Raw genomic sequence first — 19,589 nt, forward strand, 5'->3', positions numbered from 1 at the left:
GCGGTCCTCTCGATCTGTGGGTCAACCGGCGGCGGTCGCGACCTCCACGAGCACGTCGCTCTCGCGCAGCGCGGCCAGGTCGCGGGACCCGACGCCGGCGTCGATGACGACGGTCGTGAACCGGTGCAGGGGCAGCAACCGGTGCAGGGCGTTGCGGGTGAGCTTCGTGTGGTCGATCAGCAGGTGGCTGCGCGCGGCGACGTCCACCATCGCGCGCTTCACCGCGACGATCTTGTCCTCCTGGTGGAAGGCGTACCCGTCGCCGACCGCCGACGTGCTGACGAACGCGGCGTCGAAGCGCATGGACTGCACGGCATCCACGCAGGTGGACCCGAGGAACGAGTCGTGCTGCACGTCGTAGTGGCCGCCGAGGGCGACCACCTGCACGTCGCGCATCCTGGCCAGCTCGACGAGCGCGGCGAGGTAGTTGGTGGCCACGGTGAGCGGGGCGAGCGCGGCGAGGTGGGGGATCATCTGCAGCGCGGTGGTGGAGTCGTCCAGCAGCACCGACATCCCGGGCTCGACGTGGCGGCACGCGTGCTGCGCGATGAGCCGCTTGGCGTCGACGTTGGCCTTCGCCCGGTACTCGACGTTGGACTCGAACGTGCCGCTCGGCTGCGCGGTGGCGACGCCGCGGGCCTTGCGGAGCACCCCCTGGCGCTGCAGCTCGTCGAGATCGCGGTGGATCGTCATGACGGAGACGCCGAAGGTCTCGGCCAGCTCCTGCGCGGACGCCGAACCGGTGCTGAGCACGAGGTCGGTGATCCGGGCCTGCCGGCCGTCGGGTCCGAGCGTCCGGGGCGCGTCCGGGGCGGAGCCCGCCGCGTCCACCTCCCGCTCTGTCACCGCTCGCCTCCTCCGTCGGTCTGCTGCGACTGGCATCACAGCGCGCGAAGCGAGATCCGTCAAGCTTCGATGTGAACAACGCTGCTTTCGCTGTGAAGTTTGCGGCCGACCTGATCGAGCTCGACCAGCACTTCACGGGTTCCAGTGTGACAACAACGTGTTGACGTGAGAAGAGTGCCGTCCTACTGTGTCGCCGCGCACAGCGCTGTCGAACGGAGGAGCACCGGTGCCCGATCCCGCGCCCGTCGACGCCCCGCTCTGGGTGGGGATCGACCTCGGCACCCAGGGCGTACGCGCCGTGCTCGTCGACGGCGCCGGCACCGTGCTCGGCAGCGGGTCGGCGCCCCTCTCGAGCGACGTGCGCGCGGGCGAGCGGCACGAGCAGGAGCCCGTCGACTGGTGGCGGGCCACCCGCACCGCCACCCGCGCGGCCCTCGCCGAGCGCGGTGGGCGCCCCGTGGGCGGCGTGAGCATCGACTCGACGTCCGGCACCCTCGTCGTCCAGGACGCGCAGGGCCGCGCCGCGGGCCCCGCGCTCATGTACGACGACCGGCGCGCCGCCGCCGAGGCCGTCCGCGTCCAGGACGAGGGCGCCGAGCTGTGGACCGCGCTCGGCTACCGCATGCAGGCGAGCTGGGCTCTGCCGAAGGTGGCGTGGCTCGTCGCCCGGGACGCCGTTCCGGCCGACCACCGGCTCGCCCACCAGGCCGACCACATCGGTGCGCTCCTCGCAGGCCACCCCGTCCCCACCGACTGGAGCCACGCGCTCAAGACCGGGTACGACCTGCTCGGCGCCGCATGGCCGGCCGCGGTGCTCGACCGGCTGGGCATCGACCCGGCGCTGCTGCCGCCCGTCGTGGCGCCGGGGGAGCGCGTGGCGACGGTGTCGGCGGCCGCGGCCGCGGAGACGGGCATCCCCGCCGGCACGCCGATCGTCGCCGGGATGACCGACGGCTGTGCCGCGCAGGTGGCCACGGCCGCGCTGGAGCCGGGTCGGTGGTGCTCCGCGCTGGGCACCACCCTCGTCCTGAAGGGGTCGACGCCCGACCTCCTGCACGACCCGTCCGGCGCCGTGTACTGCCACCGCAACCCCGACGGAGGCTGGCTCCCCGGCGGTGCGTCGAGCACCGGCGCCGGCGTCCTCACGAGCGAACTCCCCGGCGCCGACCTCGACGAGCTGACCGCGCGAGCGCGGGAGCGAGGGGTCCCCGCGGGCGCCACCTACCCCCTGGCCGGCCGGGGGGAGCGGTTCCCGTTCGTCGCGGACGGCGCCGAGGGGTTCGACATCGACGGGCCACCCGGCCCGGACCCGGCCGCCCGGTTCCAGCGCGTCGCACACGGCGTCGCGTACGTGGAGCGGCTCGCGTTCGACGTGCTCGCCGGGCTGGGCGCCGACGTCTCCGGCCCGGTCGTCGCCACCGGCGGCACCAGCCGCAACGACTGGTGGAGCCAGCTGCGCGCGGACGTGCTGCAGCGCCCGGTCGTCGTGCCGGAACACGCGGGCTCCGCGATCGGCTCGGCGGTCCTCGCCGCCGCCCCGCCCGGGCGGCTCGCGGCCACCGCCGCCGGGATGGTGCGGATGCGCCGCCGCTTCGAGCCGGACCCGTCGAAGGCGGACGAGCTGACGGAGGGCTATGAGCGGCTGGTGCGGGCGCTCGAGGACCGGGGCTGGCTCGGGGAGAGGTTCAGGAAAGCCACATTCCTGAACGTGGGGGACAGGAATGTGGCTTTCCTGAACTCCGGCGGGGCCGCCTCGTGACCGCCACCGAGCTCACGCTCGTCCGCCATGGGCGCACCGTCTGGCACGCCGAGAACCGCTACACCGGGGTCAGCGACGTCCCGCTGGACGAGATCGGCCGCTCGCAGGCCGTCACGTTCGCGGACTGGGCGCGCCACCAGCACTTCGACGTGCTCGTCTGCTCCCCGGTGCCGCGCGCTGCGGCCACCGCCGCGCCGGTGGCGGCGGCCACCGGGCTCGAGCCCGAGGTGGTGGCCGACCTGCGGGAGGTCGACTTCGGCATCGCCGAAGGCCGCACCCTGGCCGAGCTGCGCGTGAGCTATCCCGAGGCCGCGGAGGCGTTCGTCGCGAACCCGGTCGCGAACCCGTTCCCGGGTGCCGAGCCGCCCGCCGCGGCCGCCGCGCGCGCGGTCGCCGCCCTGCGCGGGGTCGCCGAGCGGCACGCCGGCCGGTCCGTGCTGGTGGTCGCCCACAACACGCTCCTGCGCCTGGCGCTGTGCGCCTGGCTGGGCATCCCGCTCGCGCGCTACCGGGCCGTGCTGCCGCGGCTGGAGAACACCGCGGCCACCCGCCTGCGCGTGCCGGCCGACGCCGCGGCGCCGCCGGCGCTGCTGGCCCTCAACGTCCCCACCTCACCGGCCGTCACCGCAGACGAGCTGGCCCCGACCGCAGGGAGGACCGCATGACCCGCCGCGAGCTCTGGACCCCCACCCGACGTGACCTGCTGCGCATGGTCGGTGTCGGCGGCGCTGCCGTCGGCGCGTCGTCGCTGCTCGCCGCCTGCGGCCTCGGCACCGGGGGTGGCCCCGCCGCCGAGAACGGCGCCGCGGAGGTCACCGGCGGGTTCGACTGGCGCAAGGCCGAGGGCACCGAGATCTCGATCCTGCAGACGCCGCACCCATACCAGGTGGCGTTCCAGCCGCTCCTCGCCGAGTTCACCGAGCTCACCGGCATCACGGTGAAGGCCGACCTGGTGGCCGAGGCCGACTACTTCACCCGCCTCAACACCGAGCTCGCGAGCGGCGCCGGCAACTACGACGCGTTCATGACCGGCGCCTACTTCATCTGGACCTACGGTCCTCCCGGATGGATGGAGGACCTGAAGCCGTGGCTCCAGAACTCCTCGGCCACCACCCCGGACTACGACTTCGAGGACATCTACGAGGGCCTGCGCCGCTCCACGTCCTGGGACTTCCAGGTCGGCAGCCCGCTCGGAACGGGTGGGCAGTGGGCGATCCCGTGGGGCTTCGAGACCAACGTGATCTGCTACAACAAGGCCGAGTTCGACCGCCGCGGGATCCGGCCCGCCGAGACCTTCGACGACCTCATCCAGCTCTCCACCGACCTCACCGACCGGGCGAACAACAAGTACGGCATCGCGTTCCGCGGGTCCCGGTCGTGGGCCACCATCCACCCGGGTTTCATGACCCAGTTCACCCGCGAGGGGTGCAAGGACTACGAGGTGGCGGGCGACCAGCTCACGGCCACCATGAACTCGCCGGAGGCCGTCGACTTCACGCGCAAGTGGGTGGACCTCGCCCGCGCCGCCGGCCCGACCTCGTGGACGAACTACGAGTACCCCGACTGCACCGGTGACCTGGGCGCGGGCACCGCGATGATGGTGTACGACGCCGACTCGGCCACCTACCCGCAGAACATCGCCGGCAACAGCGCGCAGGCGGGCAACCTCGCGTGGCACCCGGGTCCGGCCGGGGCGGACGGCAACTACGCCACGAACCTCTGGACGTGGTCGCTCGCCATGAACTCGGCGTCGCAGAAGAAGCTCGCGGCGTGGCTGTTCATCCAGTGGGCCACCGGGAAGGACGCCCAGACCAAGGCCGTGCAGACCGGGCAGGCCGGCTTCGCCGACCCCACCCGCAAGTCGGTCTTCGACGGCGCGTTCCAGCAGACCCTCGGCGGGTTCCCCGGCTACCAGGAGACCTTCGAGAAGGTCATCGGCTCCACCGACATCAAGTTCACCCCGCAGACCCAGTTCTTCGAGACGACGGAGGAGTGGGCGGTGGCGCTGCAGGACATCTACGCGGGGCAGGATGCGAAGACGAGGCTCGACGCACTGGCGGCGGCCAACACGGCGGCCGTGAACAAGGTCAGCTGACGTGTCGACCCGTCGAGGCCTCTCCCGCATCGCAGCAAGGTGGCTTTGCTCCGGTTCCACCGCAGCAGGGTGGCCTTGCTCCGGGTCGGGTGGGGGCGCCTCGTGACCACCACCGCCCCGCCGAGGACCCCGGCACCGGCCGTCCGGCGCGAGCCGCGGCCGGTGCCGGCCTGGCGGCGCTCGCTGCGGCCGTACGTGCTGTCGATCCCGGCGGTGCTGATCATCGTCGGGATCCTGTACCCGTTCGTGCTCGGGGCCTACTACGCGTTCCTCAACTACGCGGCCGTGGTGCGGCAGCCGGTGTTCATCGGGCTGCAGAACTTCGCCGAGATCCTCTCCGACCCGGCGTTCTGGACGAGCGTGCGGGTGACGCTGGTCTACGCCGTGGTCGCCACGGTGGTCGAGACGGTGCTGGGCATCGGGATCGCGCTGCTGCTCAACCGCTCGAGCCTGATCGGGCGGATCTTCGAGCGGGTGCTGATCCTGCCGCTGATGATCGCGCCGGTGATCGCGGGCGTGATCTGGGGCCTGATGTTCAACCCGCAGTACGGGGTCCTCAACTACGTGCTGGGCCTCGGCTCGACGTTCGACTGGCTCGGTGAGGGCACCGCGATCTGGTCGGTGATCCTCGTCGACGTCTGGATCTTCACGCCGTTCGTGGCGATCCTCGTGCTGGCCGGGATCCGGTCGCTGCCGAAGGAGCCGTTCGAGGCGTCCGCGGTGGACGGGGCGAGCTGGTTCTACATGTTCCGCCGGCTGATGCTGCCGATGATGTGGCCCTACATCCTGGTCGCGGTGATCTTCCGGTTCATGGACTCGCTGAAGGTCTTCGACCACGTGTTCGTGCTGACGGCCGGTGGTCCGGGCGACGCCACGCGCACGCTGCAGATCGGCGCGTACCAGAACTCGATCATCCAGCTGCAGTACTCGCAGGGCAGCACGTACATGTTCCTGCTCTGGGTGATCGTCTTCGTGACCGCCCGCTACCTGGTGAGCGTGCTGGGCAAGGCCCAGCGGCGCGCCGCAGGATCGGAGGACTAGATGTCGTCCCGCGAGCTGGGACCCGGGCAGCGGCGGTTCTCGCCCGCGTCGGTCGGGGCTGACGCCGCGCTGCTGGTGTGGTTCGTGTTCTCGCTGTTCCCGCTGGTCTGGATGGTGTTGCTGGCGCTCAAGACCAACGCGGAGCAGATCAGCACGTACTTCGCGTTCACGCCGACGCTGGGGAACTTCGCCACCGTCCTCTCCGCCGAGGGCGAGCGGCTGACCAGCGTGAACTTCACCGACGCGCTGCTCACGAGCGTGATCAACTGCGTCGGTGCGGTGATCGTCTCGCTCGTGATCGGCATCCCGGCGGCGTACGCGGCGGGCCGCTGGCAGTACCGCGGGTCGAACGACGTGATGTTCACGATCCTGTCGTTCCGGTTCGCGCCCGAGCTGATGGTGATCGTGCCGCTCTTCGTCATCTACAACCAGATCGGCCTGTTCGACACGACCGTCGGCATGATCTGGGTGCTGCAGCTGGTGACGATGCCGCTGATCGTCTGGATCCTGCGCTCGTACTTCCAGGACATGCCGGCCGAGCTGGAGCAGGCCGCGCTCCTCGACGGCTACACGCGGCGCCGCGCGTTCCTCATGGTGGCGCTGCCGTTGGTGCGGCCGGGGATCGCGGCGGCGGCGCTGCTCGCGTTCATCTTCGCGTGGAACAACTACGTGTTCCCGCTGATCCTCACCGGCAGCCAGCACACGCCGGTGACGGTGGCCGTCACCCGGTTCCTCGGCGGTGGCGGGCAGGCCTACTACAACCTGACGGCCGCGGCCGCGTTGATCGCCGCGCTGCCGCCGCTGCTGGTGGCGCTGTCGATCCAGCGGTACCTGGTGCGCGGCCTGTCGTTCGGGGCGGTGAAGTCCTAGTGGGTTCGTTGTCGATCAAGGGCCTGACCGCGCGCTACGGCAAGACGGTGGCCCTGCACGGGATCGACCTGGAGCTCGCCGACGGCGAGTTCTTCGTGATCCTCGGCCCCTCGGGCGCCGGCAAGACCACCACGCTGAAGAGCGTCGCCGGCCTCGTCGACCAGGTCGGGGGTGAGGTCCACATCGCGGGCCGCGACATGACCGGCGTCGAGCCGTACGACCGCGGCGTCGCGATGGCGTTCGAGAGCTACGCGCTCTACCCGCAGAAGACGGTGGAGGAGAACCTCGCCTCCCCGCTGCGCTCGGGCCGCAACGGCACGTGGTCGCAGCGGGAGCAGGACGAGCGGATCAAGCAGGTCACGATGACGCTGGGCATCGACCACCTGCTGGGGCGGTACCCGCGGGAGCTGTCCAACGGGCAGCGCCAGCGCACCGCGCTGGGCCGGGTGCTGGTGCGCCCGGCCGAGGTCTACCTGCTCGACGAGCCGCTCTCGCACCTGGACGCGAAGCTGCGCGCCGCCATGCGCGCGGAGCTCAAGCAGCTCGGCGAGCTGTCCGGCACCACCACGCTCTACGTCACGCACGACTACCAGGAGGCCCTCGCCCTCGGCGACCGGATCGGGGTGCTGCGCGAGGGCCGGCTGGTGCAGGTCGGCACGCCGACGCAGGTCTACGCGGAGCCGGTGGACACCTTCGTCGCCCGCGCGCTGGGCCAGCCGGAGATGAACCTCCTGGACGCCGGGGTCGAGGCGGGCGTCGCCCGCGTCGGCGACGCCTTCGCCGTCGGGGTGCCCCAGGACGCCGCCGACGACGTGCGGGTCGGGATCCGGCCGCGCGACCTCGAGATCGTGACCGGGTCGCCGCCCGCCGACCGGCTCGTGCTGCGGGGCCGGGTCGTGCTGGCCGAGCGGCTCGGCAGGTCGGTGGAGCTGGCGGTGGACGTGGCCGGGGTGCAGGTCATCACCGTCACGTCCGACCACCGCGTGCACGAGGACGCCGAGGTCGCGCTGGCCGTCGACTGGGATCGCGTGCACGTCTTCGCGGCCGACGGTGGGCGGCTCGGCGCGGCCCGCCGACCGGAGGGGGCCGCGCTGGCCGGGGGGAACCGATGACGACTGCGACGGCGCAGAGCCTGCGGCTGGAGTCGCTGCGCAAGACCTACAGCGCCCGCGGCCGCGAGCCGTTCGAGGCCGTGAAGGGCATCGACCTCGACATCGAGCCGGGGGAGCTGGTGGCCCTGCTCGGCCCGTCCGGGTGCGGGAAGACCACCACGTTGCGGATGATCGCCGGGCTGGAGACCGTGACGGCCGGGCGGATCGTGATCGGCGGCCGCTCGGTGGGTGACCTGCCGCCGGGCAGGCGCAACGTGGGCGTCGGGTTCGAGAGCTACGCGCTCTACCCGCCGCTGACCGTGCGGGAGAACCTCGCGTACGGGCTCAAGGCGCGGCGGGCCAAGGACGCGAATGCGCGCGTCGACGCGATCGCCGAGCGCCTCGAGATGACCGACCTGCTCGACCTGCGCCCGGCCAACCTGTCCAGCGGCCAGAAGCAGCGGGTGGCGCTGGCCCGCGCGCTGGTGCGCAACCCGCCGGTGCTGCTGCTCGACGAGCCGCTCTCGCACCTGGACGCCGGGCAACGCCAGCGGGTGCGCCGGGAGCTCAAGGTGCTGCAGCGGGAGTTCGGCTACACCACGATCGTCGTCACCCACGACCAGCTGGAGGCGCTGAGCCTGGCCGACCGGATGGCCGTGATGGACGCCGGTGTGATCAAGCAGTTCGGCACCCCCGACGAGGTCTTCGACGCGCCGGCCGACCGGTTCGTCGCCGACTTCGTGGGCGAGCCGTCGATCACCCTGCTGCCCGGCGTCGGCACCGGCAGCGGGGTGCGGGTCGGCGGCGTGGGCGGGCTGGCGACGGCCGTGGACGTCCCCGACGGCCGCGACGTGCTGGTGGGGCTGCGCCCGCAGGACTGCCATCCGACCGAGGGCCCGGGCCTGGAGGGGACCGTGCTGGTGTTCGAGGACCTGCTCGAGTTCGGGCTGGCCACGGTGGAGCTGCCCGGTGTGGACACCCGGCTGGTCGCGCAGGTGGAGTCGGGGCACCCGCTGCGCCCGGGCGACGCGATCACGATCGCCGCCCCGCCGGAGCGGGTGCACGTGTTCGACCCGGCCACGGGGGAGCGGCTGTGACGGCTGTCGTGGTGTGCGCGGGCGACGAGTTCATCTCGTCCGACCTGCTCGCCCGCGCGCTCGTCGACGCGGGCGTCGAGGCGGAGTTCCGGCGGATCGACACGCGGTGGCCCACCGAGCCGTTCGGTGCCCTGGACGGTGTGCGGGAGGCGGCCGGCGATCCGGCGCGGATCGCGGAGCTGGTGCGCGGCGCCGATGCGCTGGTCACGCACCTCGCCCCGCTCACGGCCGAGGTCCTCGACGCCGGCCGGGGGAGCCTGCGCGTGGTCGGCGTGACGAGGGGCGGGCCCGTGAACGTCGACGTGCCCGCGGCCACCGCTGCCGGCGTGCTCGTGGCGCACCTGCCCGGGCGGAACCTGGGGGCCGTTGCCGAGTTCTGCGTCGGCACGATGATCTGCGCGATGCGCGGTCTGCCCGCCGCCGCCACGGAGCTCGCGGGCGGGCGTTGGGACGCCGCCGGGTTCCGCTACGAGCGCACCGGGCTGGAGCTGCGGGCCGCGACGGTGGGGCTCGTCGGGCTGGGCGCGGTCGGGCTGCGGGTGGCGGAGCTGCTGCGCGGGTTCGGCTCCCGGGTGCTCGCGCACGACCCGTACGCCTCCGCGGAGGACGCCGAGCGGGTGGGCGTGCGGCTGGTGGACCTGCCGGAGCTGCTGGGCACGAGCGACGTCGTCAGCCTGCACGCGCGGCTCACCCCCGAGACGAAGCAGATGATCGACGCGGCCGCGCTCGCCGCGATGCGGCCGGGGTCGGTGCTGGTCAACACGGCGCGCGGCGAGCTCGTCGACACCCGCGCCCTCGACGCCGCGCTGGCGTCCGGGCACCTGCGCGCCGCGGTGCTGGACGTGTTCGACCCGGAGCCGCCCGCCCCGGACGACCCGCTGCCGCGGCGGCCCGAGGTGTTCGCCACCCCGCACCTCGCGGGCGCGTCCCGCCAGGTGGCCGAGGAGTCGGCCGCCCGGATCGCGGCGGAGGTGGCGAAGGTCCTCGCCGGAGGCCGCCCGGCGACCTGCGCGAACCCGGAGGTGCTGGACCGGGCGGGTTGACCGGCGAACGCGGGTCACGCGCCGTCGCGCTCCTTCCGGGCACGCCGGTTGCGGGTGGACCGCCACAGCATCCACGCGGCGAAGAGGGCGCCGAAGAAGGCGGGCTCCGCCGCGCCCGCGCCCTCGATGAGCCAGAGGGGGAACAGGGCGAGCAGGAGCGTCACCAGGGTCACCGACCATGCCCGGGTGGGCAGCAACGGCCGCACCACCGGGGGTCGTGCGCCGCAGGTGGTCCGTTACCCGGCGGTGGCGGCGCGGACGAGCGCGGCGGTGGCCCGGGAGCGGGACTGCTGGGGCCACGCGATCGCCAGCACCGCCGGTGGTGCGTCCGCCACGGCGCGGTAGGCGACGCCGGCGCGCGGGTACCGGCCGCTGACGGACTCGGGCAGCAGCTGGATGACCTCGCCGAGCTCGACGAGCGTGAGCAGCTGGGCGAGGCCGGTGACCTCGCGCGGGGGCGCCAGGTATCGGCGCAGCTCGCCGACCGGGATGCCCAGGTCGGCGAGGTGGAGCGGGTCGCGGTCGGCGAGCGGGTGACCGGCCGGGAGCGCGGCGACGCGCGGCTCGACGGTCACCGTCTCGGCGTCGAGGCCGGTGCGGTCGAACGGTTCGTGGACCAGCGCGACGTCGACCTCGCCCTGCCGCAGGAGCTGCGGCTGCTCGCCCCACTCGCACAGGTGGATCGCCACGGGCCGGGCCGCGGGATCGGTGGCGAACCGGGCCAGGATGGCGTCCAGCAGCGCCGCGCCGCCGTCCGCCTTCACGGCCAGCACCAGCTTCGGCTCCGGGGCGGCCGCCCGGCGCGCCCGCTGCTCGGCCGCCTGCAGCGCATCGAGCGCGCTCCGGGCCTCCGCGAGCAGCACGGTGCCCGCCGGCGTCAGCGTCACGCGGTGGGTGGTGCGCTCGAGGAGGGCGAAGCCGAGCTCGGCCTCGAGCTTGCGGATAGCGCGGGACAGCGGCGGCGCGGAGATGCCGAGCCGCTCGGCCGCGCGGCCGAAGTTGAGCTCCTCGGCGACGGCGACGAAGTAGCGCAGCGGACCGGACTCCACGACCCTCCCCGATCGGTATTGCCTCCAGGGTAACGAGTCGGACCCGAGCGATCCTTCAGTTCCCCGGCGGTCCGGCGCAGGGTGGAGCCATGATCGTCATCACCACCCCGACCGGCCGGATCGGCCGCGAGGTCGTCGAGAACGTCCTGGAGAGCGGGACCGCGGTCCGCGTGATCGTCCGCGATCCCGCACGCCTCCCGCCGCACGTGCGCGACCGCGTGGAGGTCGTGCCGGGCTCGCACTCCGACGTCGACGTCCTCATGAAGGCCTTCGCGGGCGCCGACGGCTTGTTCTGGCTGATCCCGCCGAACCCGCGGGCCGAGAGCGTCCAGGAGCACGTCCTGGACTTCGTCCGACCCCTCTGCGCGGCCGTCAACCGCCAGGGCATCGCGCGGGTCGTCGCCGTCTCGACCCTGGGCCGGGGGATCACGCGGAACGCGGGGCAGGTGTCGGCGACGTACGCGATGGACGACCTGATCGAGAGCACCGGCGTGTCCTACCGCTCGCTCTGCCCGCCGTCGTTCATGGAGAACCTGCTCGGGCAGGCCGGGACGATCGCCAGACAGGGCGTCTTCTTCTCGCCGATGCCCGGGGATCGCCGGTTCCTCACCTGCGCCGTCCGCGACATCGCGGCCGCCGCCGCGCGGGTGCTGCTCGACCGCTCCTGGACGGGGCAGGAGAGCGTGCCGGTCGTCGGCCCGGACGAGCTGTCCCACGACGAGATGGCGCGGATCATGACGGACGTGCTGCAGCGCCCGGTCCGCTTCCAGCAGGTGTCCGGCGAGGCGTTCAAGGAGACGCTGCTGCGCCACGGCATGTCCGAGGCCTGGGCCCAGGGCATGGTGGACATCCAGACAGCAACCGCCGGCGGGGCCTACAACCCGGTGGGGTCGATCACCCCGACGGCCCCCACGAGCTTCCGCGAATGGTGCGAGCGGACATTGGTGCCAGCCGTGAGCTGATGCCGGCGTCCGAGGGCGCCCGGCTGGGCCTCAGGTGAGCAACGCCGTCAGCCATCGCTGCTCGTGCCGCTCGATGTGGGCCGTGTCCCGCTCCCAGACCTCCCCATGGCCTTCCGTCCACAGGCGGGCCCACGGTTGCTCGCCGGTGGCGTGGCCCGCGGCCAGCAGGTCGTACATCGCGCGGGAGCGGCGGGCGAGCATGGGGGCCAGGCGGCGGCGCTGCTCCTCGTCGAGGCCGTAGGCGTCGGCGAGGACACGGACGCGGGCGGCCGCGTCGGGGCGCCGCCACGCCGGGTCCGCCGACAGCGGCACGAAGGCCTTCACGGCGTAGGCGAGGTCCCACAGCCGCGAGCCGGGGCCCGCGCCGTCCCAGTCGATGAAGGTCCAGGCGTCGCCGCCGGTCACCAGGTTCCACGGCGCAAGGTCGTGGTGGGCGATGATCTCGCCGCCGCCGTCGTCCTCGGGCGGGATGAACACCCGCCAGGCCGCGTCCGGCGGTGGGGTGAAGCCGGCGACCGCGTCGTGGAACTCCCGGATCATCCGGCCCACCCGTGTGAGCCGGGTGCGGGGCTCCACCTCGGCGAACCGGTCCGGCCACACCGTCGCGCCGGGCACGAACCCCAGCACCTCGCGGCCGCGCTCGTCGATCCCGAACGGGCGCGGGGCCCCGGTGAAGCCTGCGTCGTGCAGGTGGGTCAGCAGGGCGTGCACCGCCGGCGTCCACGGGCCGGCCGGGCGGCGGACGGTGTCGCCCACGCGGACCACCCCGGCGCTGACGTTGCCCCCGGCGAGCGGCACCTCCTCGACGTCCCCGACGTCCAGTACGTGCACCCGCAGGAGCACGCCGTCCCCGTCGTCCCGGTCCGGAACCCGGGTGAACCCCGCGCGCTCGGCCACCGCGGCGGAGGCGACGTTGGCGTGGTGGGTGCGGATCACCGCCCGGTCGACGTCGCCGCGGCCGCGCAGGTAGCGGCACGCGAGGAGTACCGCTCGGGTGGCGAGACCCCGGCCGCGGAAGGCGGGGTAGAGCCCGTAGGCGAGGTTCGCCTCGCCCGGCCGCAGACCCGGGAGGTCGAGATCCACGTCGATGGTCCCGGCCAGCGCGTCGCCGGTGCGGATGCCGAAGGCGAGCTTGGGGCCGCCGGCGTCCCACTGCGCGATCGTGCGGCGGATGTACGCCTCGACGCCGCGCAGGGTGCCCAGGCCGCCGCTCAGCCACCGGACGAGCTCGGCGTCCTCGCCCGGTGGTCGCGGCCACGACCCCGGCGCTCCGTCGCCCCGCAAGTTCAGGAAAGCCACATTCCTGTACTGCAGGTTCATGAATGTGGCTTTCCTGAACTTCCCCCGAGCCTCACATGTTGCGGCGGTACTGGCCTCCCACTTCGAAGAACGCTTCCGTCAATTGCCCCAGGCTGCAGACCCTCGCCGCCCTCATCAGCTCGTCGAAGACGTTGCCGTCCCCCGTCGCGACGTCCTGGAGCCGGCGGATCGCGTCGGCGGCGTCGCCGGTGTGGCGTTGCTGGAAGTCGCCGAGCCGGTCCAACTGGCTCCGCTTCTCGGCCTCCGTGGCCCGGGCGAGCTCGATCTCCAGCGGCTCGCCGGCCTCCTCGCGCACGAAGGTGTTGACGCCGACGATCGGCAGCGACCCGTCGTGCTTGCGGTGCTCGTACAGCAGCGACTCGTCCTGGATCCGCCCGCGCTGGTAGCCGGTCTCCATCGCCCCGAGCACGCCGCCGCGCTCGGAGATGCGGTCGAACTCGGCGAGCACCGCCTGCTCGACGAGGTCGGTGAGCTCGTCGACGATGAACGAGCCCTGCAACGGGTTCTCGTTCATGGACAGGCCCCACTCCTTGCCGATGATCAGCTGGATCGCCATGGCCCGGCGCACGGAGGCCTCGGTGGGCGTGGTGACGGCCTCGTCGAAGGCGTTCGTGTGCAGCGAGTTGGCGTTGTCGTAGAGCGCGCAGAGGGCCTGCAGGGTGGTGCGGATGTCGTTGAAGTCCATCTCCTGCGCGTGCAGCGACCGGCCCGAGGTCTGCACGTGGTACTTGAGCTTCTGCGACCGCTCGTTCGCCCCGTACCGGTCCCGCATCGTGACGGCCCAGATCCGGCGGGCCACCCGCCCGATCACGGAGTACTCGGCGTCCATGCCGTTGGAGAAGAAGAACGAGAGGTTGGGCGCGAAGTCGTCGATGTCCATCCCGCGCGCGAGGTAGCTCTCCACGAACGTGAACCCGTTGGCGAGGGTGAACGCGAGCTGGCTGATGGGGTTCGCCCCGGCCTCGGCGATGTGGTAGCCGGAGATCGAGACCGAGTAGAAGTTGCGCACCTCGTGCCGGATGAACCACTCCTGGATGTCGGCCATCATCCGGAGGCTGAACTCGGTGGAGAAGATGCAGGTGTTCTGGCCCTGGTCCTCCTTGAGGATGTCGGCCTGCACCGTGCCGCGGACGTTGGCCAGGGCGAACGCCGTGAGCTCCGCGCGCTCGGCGGCGTCCGGCTCGCGGCCCTCCTCGTCCCGGAACCTGCCGATCACCTGGTCGATCGCGGTGTTCAGGTAGAACGCGAGGATCGTCGGCGCCGGCCCGTTGATCGTCATCGAGACGGACGTGGTGGGCGAGGTGAGGTCGAAGCCGTCGTAGAGCGCCTTCATGTCCTCGAGCGTCGCGATCGAGACGCCGGACGTGCCGACCTTGCCGTAGACGTCGGGGCGGGTGTCCGGGTCACGTCCGTAGAGGGTGACGGAGTCGAACGCGGTCGACAGCCGCTTGGCCTCGGAGTGCGCGGAGAGCAGCTTGAAGCGGCGGTTGGTGCGGAACGCGTCGCCCTCACCGGCGAACATCCGGCCCGGGTCCTCGCCGTCCCGCTTGAACGCGAACACGCCCGCGGTGAACGGGAACCGCCCGGGGAGGTTCTCGGCGCGCAGGAACCGCAGCAGCTCGGGGTCCTCGGTGAACCGCGGCAACGCGACGCGCGGCACCTTGTTGCCCGAGAGCGTCTCGCGGGTGAGGTGCGTGCGCAGCTCCTTGTCGCGGACCTTCACGACCATCTCGTCGCCGGAGTACGCCTCGACGACGTCCGGCCACTCGTCCAGCAAGGCCGCCGACGCCGCCGGCAGCTCCTCCTCGGCCTTCCGCAGCGCGTCGTCGACGGCGTCCCCGACGAGCTCGCGCGCCGTGCGCAGGTGCTGGCGCCGGCGCGCGGCGTCCACGTGCGTCGCCGTGTCGGCGTGGTAGCCGCGTACCGTCTCGGCGATCTCGGACAGGTACCGCACCCGCTGCGGCGGGATGATCGCCGCGTACTCGCTGGACGTCTTGCGCTCCGGCCGCCGCAGCCGGGCCTCGCCGACGGTGAGGCCGTCCTTGGCGAGCTGGTCGCGCAGGTGGTGGTAGAGCGCGGTGACGCCGTCGTCGTTGAACGTGGCGGCGCTGGTTCCGAAGACCGGCATGTCCTCCCAGGACGCCCCGAACTCCTCGCGGTTGCGCACCAGTTGGCGGCCGACGTCGCGGCGGGCGTCCTCCGCGCCGCGACGCTCGAACTTGTTGATCGCCACGGCGTCGGCGAAGTCGAGCATGTCGATCTTCTCGAGCTGCGATGCGGCCCCGAACTCGGGCGTCATGACGTACAGCGAGCGGTCGACGAACGGCACGATCCCGGCGTCGCCCTGCCCGATCCCGGGCGTCTCGACGATCACCAGGTCGAACCCGGCCGCCTTGAGCACGCCGATCACGTCGCCGAGCCGCTCCGGGAGGCTGGCCTCGGTGCCCCGGGTGGCCATCGAGCGGAAGAAGACCTGGTCCCCGGACAGCGCGTTCATCCGGATCCGGTCCCCGAGCAGCGCGCCCCCGCCGCGGCGGCGGGTCGGGTCGACGGCGAGCACCGCGATCCGGAGCTTGTCCTCCTGGTCGAGGCGGAAGCGGCGGACGAGCTCGTCGGTGAGGCTGGACTTGCCCGAGCCACCGGTGCCGGTGATGCCCAGCACCGGGACGTCGCGGCGCGGGGTGAGGTCGAGCCGCTCCGGCAGGCGGCCTGCCTCGGCCATCGTGAGCGTGCGGGCGAGGGTGGCGGGCTCGCCGGTGAACAGGCCGTCGAAGGAGTCCGGGGGAGTGGCGGCGAGGTCGGCGTCGCACTCCCGGATCATGCTGTTGATCATCCCGGGCAGCCCGAGCCGCTGGCCGTCCCCGGGGGAGAAGATGTGCGAGACCCCGCGCGAGTGCAGCAGTTCGATCTCCCGCGGGACGATCACGCCGCCGCCTCCGCCGTAGACCTTCACGTGCCCGGCACCGCGCTCGCGCAGCAGCTCCACGAGGTAGGTGAAGTACTCGATGTGGCCGCCCTGGTAGGAGCTGACGGCCACCCCCTGGGCGTCCTCCTGGATGGCCGCGGTCACGACCTCGTCCACCGAGCGGTTGTGCCCGAGGTGGATGACCTCGGCGCCCTGGCGCTGCAGGATGCGCCGCATGATGTTGATCGCCGCGTCGTGGCCGTCGAAGAGGCTGGCGGCGGTGACGAAGCGCACCGGGTTCGTCGGTTCGTGCAGCTCTGCCATGGCTCGTCCTCTCGCCCGCACCTCGATTTAGTTTGGCTTCCGAGTATCGGACGTGCAACCTATGTCGCGGTGACGTGTGCGACGCCAGGTCAGCGGGCGGTGGCGGTGATGAGGGCGGCGGCGTCGTCGAGCAGGCCCACCTCCGCCGCGGTGAGCGAGCGGTCGGCCGCCCGGCCTGCGACGGCGCGGTCGAGCATCGCGAGGGGGTTCCCGTCCGTCGCGCCGAGGAACGCGCCCAGCATCTCCGTCGCCACAGCGGCGTACCGGTGGCCGGGCTCGACCGCGGCCTGGGCGAGGATCACGGCCGAGAGCGCGACGTCGAGGTCGGGCGGGCCGTCCGTCGCGTTCGCCCAGTCGATCAGTACCGGCCCACGCGGGGTGACCACGACGTTCGCGGGGTGCAGGTCGAGGTGCAGCACCCGTTCGTCCGGGACGCCGGAGCGGGACGGGACGGCGTGCAGCCGGGCGTGGAGGTCGGCGAGCACGCGCCCGGCGTCGCGGACGTCGTGGTCGCCCGCCTCCACGGCGTCGAGGAGGACCGGCCCGTACAACCGCTCCATGACGAGGTCGGTGCCGTCGGCGGTGAACACGGCGGGTGCCGGGAAGCCGTGGGCCGTGACGTGCGCCATCGCCGCCGCCTCGCGGACGACCTTCCCGCGGCCGCGCTCCCGGTACCGGCGCAGGACCCGGTGGTCGTCGAGCGCGTAGACGTCGGCGGTGCGGCCGCTCCCGATGAGCTTCAGGCGACGCGCTCCACCGGTGGGAGCTCCACGGTGGGCAGCTCGACGGTCGGGTGGTCGTCGATGCTCCGCGGCGGGGCGGGGCGGGGTCGCCGGAGGCGCCGGTATGCGACCGGGATCACAGCACCGAGCAGCATCAGCAGTGCGCCGGCGGCGGCGATCCCCACGGCGGCGTCGTCCGGGGCGACCATGACCAGCACGAACGCGACGCCGGGCCACCACAGGAGGGCCCGGATCGGGCCGGGGACCGACCATTCCCGTTTCTCTGGCGCCATATGCGTTTCCTACCCGGTCCGCTCTTCAGCCATGCGCGCACCCCCTGTACCCCTAAAGGTCTAGCGTCAGGGTATGAACCCCGCGGGTGCGCTCGTCGACGAGAACCGTCGGCTGGGTGAACTTCTGGTCACGGCCGATCCGGAGACAGCTGTCCCGACATGTCCGGGTTGGGTGGTGCGGCAGCTGCTGACGCATGTCGGCCGGGGCTACCGGTGGGCCGCGATGATCGTGCGCGAGCGCGCGGAGGAGCGGGTCGACATCCGCACGGTGCCGGACGGCAAGCCGCCAACCGACGACCCGATCGGCTGGCTCGCCGACGGCGCCCGGCTGCTGGTCGACGAGGTGGCCGCGACCGGCCCCGACGTCCTCGTGTGGACGTTCACCGGTCCCAAGCCGGCATCGTGGTGGATCCGGCGGTGGCTGCACGAGTCCACGGTGCACCGCGCCGACGCCGCGATCGCCCTCGGCGTGCCCTTCGCGATCGAGGCCGCGCTCGCCGCCGACGGCATCAGCGAGTGGCTCGACATCCTGACGTCCCGCCGCGTCCCGGACGCCGGACCGATGCTCCCCGACGGCGCGACCCTGCACCTGCACGCCACCGACGACGGCCTCGGGACGAGCGGGGAGTGGATGGTGCGGTCCGAGGGCGGCCGCGTCGCCTGGGAGCACGGGCACGGCAAGGGCGCGGTCGCGGTGCGGGGGAGCGCGGCGGATCTGATGCAGGCGGTGCTGCGGCGGATCACCGCCGACGATCCGCGCCTGCAGGTGCTCGGCGACGCGGCGGTCTGGCGCACCTGGCTGGAACGCACCCCCTTCTGACGCGTCGGAGGAACGGGCCCGCGTCATCCTTTCTGCCGACGCGGATCTCGGCACTTCTCGGGATTCCCCGGAGCGCCCCGCGACCTAGCGTCCGGGACGTGGAGAACGTGACGCACCTGGTGTCCCCCGCCGGAAGTCCGCCGAATAATTCGGCGGCCCAGCTCCACGCTGCGCGCACCGGTCGACGACCCGAGTACGCCCGGTACGAGGGCCGCCGCCCGGCACCCGCAGCGCGAACCTGGATCCACCGACTTACCCAACGGACTTCCGGCGGGGGACACTAGTGCGGGAGAATCCGATCGTCGCCCTGATCCTCGCGTGCGAGATCGGACTGTGGGTCCTGCTCGGGGTCGGCCTGGCCGCCCGTTACCTGCTTCGGCTGCGCACGCTCAGCACCGTCCTGCTGGCCGCCATCCCGCTGCTCGACGTCGTGCTCGTCGTCGCCGTGACGCTCGACCTCCTGGGTGGCGCCGAGCCGCGGTCGGTGCACGGGCTCGCCGCGGTGTACCTCGGGTTCAGCGTGGCGTTCGGGCCGAGCATCGTGCGGTGGGCCGACGTGCGGTTCGCGCACCGCTTCGCGGGTGGTCCGGCCCCGGTGAAGCCCGCGAAGGGCACACCGGAGCGCACTGCAAGCCTGTGGCGAGAGTGGAACCGCGTGGTCGTGGCCGCCGCGATCGCGTCGGCGGTGCTCGGTGGGCTCGTCCTGTTCGTCGCGACGCCGGAGCAGTCCGGGCAGCTGTGGTGGTGGATCGGGCGGGCGTGGGTGATCGTCGGGATCTGGTTCGTGGCCGGCCCGCTCTGGGAGAGCGGTTCGCGTGCCGCCCTTAGGACGGCAGGTCGGCGCTGAGGAGGTCCATGAGGAGGCAGTCGTGCCACCCGCCGTCCGCCGATCGCTCGTAGCTGCGCATCACGCCGATCGGCTCGAACCCGGCGCGGGCACAGCTGCGGATCGCCCGCTCGTTGTGTGCCGCCGGGTCGATCGTGACGCGGTGGTGGCCGCGGATGCGGAACAGGAACCGCGCCATCGCCCGCAGCGCGTCGCACCCGAGGCCCTGGCCCTGGTGGTCGGGGTGCAGCGCGAGGTCGAGCGCGGCGTGCCGGTGGTCGGAGTCGTTCTCCTCGCGATAGAGGATCATGCCGACGACCTCGCCGGCCAGTTCGATGGCGTAGCCCTGCGGCCCGAGCAGCTCGCGCCGCACCCGCTCCAGGTCGTAGCCGCCCCACCAGGGGGCGATCTCGGGGTGTCGCAGGATCGCGAGGAAGACCGGGACGTGCTCGGGGGTGGTGGGGCGCAGTACGACGGTCTGACCGGCGATCGCGGCGGGCGCTTCGGTGGCGGTGGCCGTCATCCG

At 72.8% G+C, this 19,589-nt stretch carries 19 protein-coding genes; 11 read left to right on the plus strand and 8 right to left on the minus strand.

Going from position 1 to position 19,589, the window contains the following annotated elements:
• Positions 1 to 21: 21 nt before the first annotated feature.
• A complete protein-coding gene (locus tag ACU436_RS29045; RefSeq protein ID WP_459030155.1) occupies positions 22 to 846 on the minus strand; it encodes a DeoR/GlpR family DNA-binding transcription regulator in 825 nt (274 codons plus the stop codon).
• A 226-nt stretch (positions 847 to 1,072) separates the two neighbouring features.
• Between ACU436_RS29045 and ACU436_RS29050 the strand changes: the two genes are divergently transcribed.
• The 8 genes from ACU436_RS29050 (at position 1,073) to ACU436_RS29085 (ending at position 9,842) form a co-directional block, all read left to right on the plus strand.
• Positions 1,073 to 2,605, plus strand: coding sequence for an FGGY-family carbohydrate kinase (locus ACU436_RS29050; RefSeq protein ID WP_459030156.1), 1,533 nt, complete (start codon positions 1,073 to 1,075; stop codon positions 2,603 to 2,605).
• Positions 2,602 to 3,270, plus strand: coding sequence for a histidine phosphatase family protein (locus ACU436_RS29055; RefSeq protein WP_459030157.1), 669 nt, complete (start codon positions 2,602 to 2,604; stop codon positions 3,268 to 3,270). Before ACU436_RS29050 ends, ACU436_RS29055 begins: the two co-directional genes overlap by 4 nt.
• A complete protein-coding gene (locus ACU436_RS29060; protein WP_459030159.1) occupies positions 3,267 to 4,700 on the plus strand; it encodes an ABC transporter substrate-binding protein in 1,434 nt (477 codons plus the stop codon). The genes ACU436_RS29055 and ACU436_RS29060 overlap by 4 nt, the downstream gene beginning before the upstream one ends.
• A gap of 102 nt (positions 4,701 to 4,802) precedes the next feature.
• Entirely contained in the window at positions 4,803 to 5,741 is a 939-nt protein-coding gene (locus ACU436_RS29065) for a carbohydrate ABC transporter permease (protein ID WP_459030161.1), read from the plus strand.
• A complete protein-coding gene (locus ACU436_RS29070) occupies positions 5,742 to 6,611 on the plus strand; it encodes a carbohydrate ABC transporter permease (RefSeq protein ID WP_459030162.1) in 870 nt (289 codons plus the stop codon).
• Entirely contained in the window at positions 6,611 to 7,723 is a 1,113-nt protein-coding gene (locus tag ACU436_RS29075; RefSeq protein ID WP_459030163.1) for an ABC transporter ATP-binding protein, read from the plus strand. Before ACU436_RS29070 ends, ACU436_RS29075 begins: the two co-directional genes overlap by 1 nt.
• Complete coding sequence (locus tag ACU436_RS29080) at positions 7,720 to 8,799, plus strand: ABC transporter ATP-binding protein (RefSeq protein WP_459030164.1); 1,080 nt, start codon at positions 7,720 to 7,722, stop codon at positions 8,797 to 8,799. The genes ACU436_RS29075 and ACU436_RS29080 overlap by 4 nt, the downstream gene beginning before the upstream one ends.
• Entirely contained in the window at positions 8,796 to 9,842 is a 1,047-nt protein-coding gene (locus ACU436_RS29085) for an NAD(P)-dependent oxidoreductase (RefSeq protein WP_459030165.1), read from the plus strand. Before ACU436_RS29080 ends, ACU436_RS29085 begins: the two co-directional genes overlap by 4 nt.
• Before the next feature lie 14 nt (positions 9,843 to 9,856).
• Here ACU436_RS29085 and ACU436_RS29090 read toward each other — a convergent pair whose 3' ends face one another.
• Entirely contained in the window at positions 9,857 to 10,015 is a 159-nt protein-coding gene (locus ACU436_RS29090; protein ID WP_459030166.1) for a hypothetical protein, read from the minus strand.
• A 63-nt stretch (positions 10,016 to 10,078) separates the two neighbouring features.
• Positions 10,079 to 10,891, minus strand: coding sequence for a LysR family transcriptional regulator (locus ACU436_RS29095; protein ID WP_459030168.1), 813 nt, complete (start codon positions 10,889 to 10,891; stop codon positions 10,079 to 10,081).
• Between the two features lie 89 nt (positions 10,892 to 10,980).
• Between ACU436_RS29095 and ACU436_RS29100 the strand changes: the two genes are divergently transcribed.
• Entirely contained in the window at positions 10,981 to 11,853 is an 873-nt protein-coding gene (locus ACU436_RS29100; RefSeq protein WP_459030169.1) for an NmrA family NAD(P)-binding protein, read from the plus strand.
• Between the two features lie 30 nt (positions 11,854 to 11,883).
• Here ACU436_RS29100 and ACU436_RS29105 read toward each other — a convergent pair whose 3' ends face one another.
• From ACU436_RS29105 to ACU436_RS29120, 4 genes are all read right to left on the minus strand, one after another.
• On the minus strand, positions 11,884 to 13,152 hold the full coding sequence (locus ACU436_RS29105) for a GNAT family N-acetyltransferase (RefSeq protein ID WP_459030170.1): 1,269 nt from the start codon (positions 13,150 to 13,152) through the stop codon (positions 11,884 to 11,886).
• A gap of 52 nt (positions 13,153 to 13,204) precedes the next feature.
• Complete coding sequence (gene icmF, locus ACU436_RS29110; RefSeq protein WP_459030171.1) at positions 13,205 to 16,402, minus strand: fused isobutyryl-CoA mutase/GTPase IcmF; 3,198 nt, start codon at positions 16,400 to 16,402, stop codon at positions 13,205 to 13,207.
• Positions 16,403 to 16,491: 89 nt separating this feature from the next.
• On the minus strand, positions 16,492 to 17,145 hold the full coding sequence (locus ACU436_RS29115; protein ID WP_459030358.1) for a phosphotransferase: 654 nt from the start codon (positions 17,143 to 17,145) through the stop codon (positions 16,492 to 16,494).
• The gene (locus ACU436_RS29120) at positions 17,142 to 17,417 is read right to left on the minus strand and encodes a hypothetical protein (RefSeq protein ID WP_459030367.1); all 276 of its coding nucleotides are present in this window, start codon (positions 17,415 to 17,417) and stop codon (positions 17,142 to 17,144) included. Before ACU436_RS29120 ends, ACU436_RS29115 begins: the two co-directional genes overlap by 4 nt.
• Positions 17,418 to 17,490: 73 nt before the next feature.
• Here ACU436_RS29120 and ACU436_RS29125 point away from each other — a divergent pair, with 73 nt between their 5' ends.
• Together ACU436_RS29125 and ACU436_RS29130 are read left to right on the plus strand one after the other, a co-directional pair.
• Complete coding sequence (locus ACU436_RS29125) at positions 17,491 to 18,237, plus strand: maleylpyruvate isomerase family mycothiol-dependent enzyme (protein ID WP_459030172.1); 747 nt, start codon at positions 17,491 to 17,493, stop codon at positions 18,235 to 18,237.
• A gap of 283 nt (positions 18,238 to 18,520) precedes the next feature.
• A complete protein-coding gene (locus ACU436_RS29130) occupies positions 18,521 to 19,084 on the plus strand; it encodes a hypothetical protein (protein ID WP_459030173.1) in 564 nt (187 codons plus the stop codon).
• Here the strand turns inward: ACU436_RS29130 and ACU436_RS29135 are convergent.
• A complete protein-coding gene (locus ACU436_RS29135; RefSeq protein WP_459030174.1) occupies positions 19,062 to 19,586 on the minus strand; it encodes a GNAT family N-acetyltransferase in 525 nt (174 codons plus the stop codon). The two genes, ACU436_RS29130 and ACU436_RS29135, sit on opposite strands and share 23 nt — an antisense overlap.
• Positions 19,587 to 19,589 lie beyond the last annotated feature (3 nt).

This window comes from Pseudonocardia wallangbongensis, assembly GCF_054486945.1.

Bases quoted from the DNA above. Each gene is read 5' to 3' on its own strand.
- ACU436_RS29060 (WP_459030159.1), top strand. From the start codon at position 3,267: ATGACCCGCCGCGAGCTCTGGACCCCCACCCGACGTGACCTGCTGCGC.
- ACU436_RS29070 (WP_459030162.1), top strand. From the start codon at position 5,742: ATGTCGTCCCGCGAGCTGGGACCCGGGCAGCGGCGGTTCTCGCCCGCG.
- ACU436_RS29080 (WP_459030164.1), top strand. From the start codon at position 7,720: ATGACGACTGCGACGGCGCAGAGCCTGCGGCTGGAGTCGCTGCGCAAG.
- ACU436_RS29100 (WP_459030169.1), top strand. From the start codon at position 10,981: ATGATCGTCATCACCACCCCGACCGGCCGGATCGGCCGCGAGGTCGTC.
- icmF (WP_459030171.1), bottom strand. From the start codon at position 16,402: ATGGCAGAGCTGCACGAACCGACGAACCCGGTGCGCTTCGTCACCGCC.
- ACU436_RS29120 (WP_459030367.1), bottom strand. From the start codon at position 17,417: ATGGCGCCAGAGAAACGGGAATGGTCGGTCCCCGGCCCGATCCGGGCC.
- ACU436_RS29125 (WP_459030172.1), top strand. From the start codon at position 17,491: ATGAACCCCGCGGGTGCGCTCGTCGACGAGAACCGTCGGCTGGGTGAA.
- ACU436_RS29135 (WP_459030174.1), bottom strand. From the start codon at position 19,586: ATGACGGCCACCGCCACCGAAGCGCCCGCCGCGATCGCCGGTCAGACC.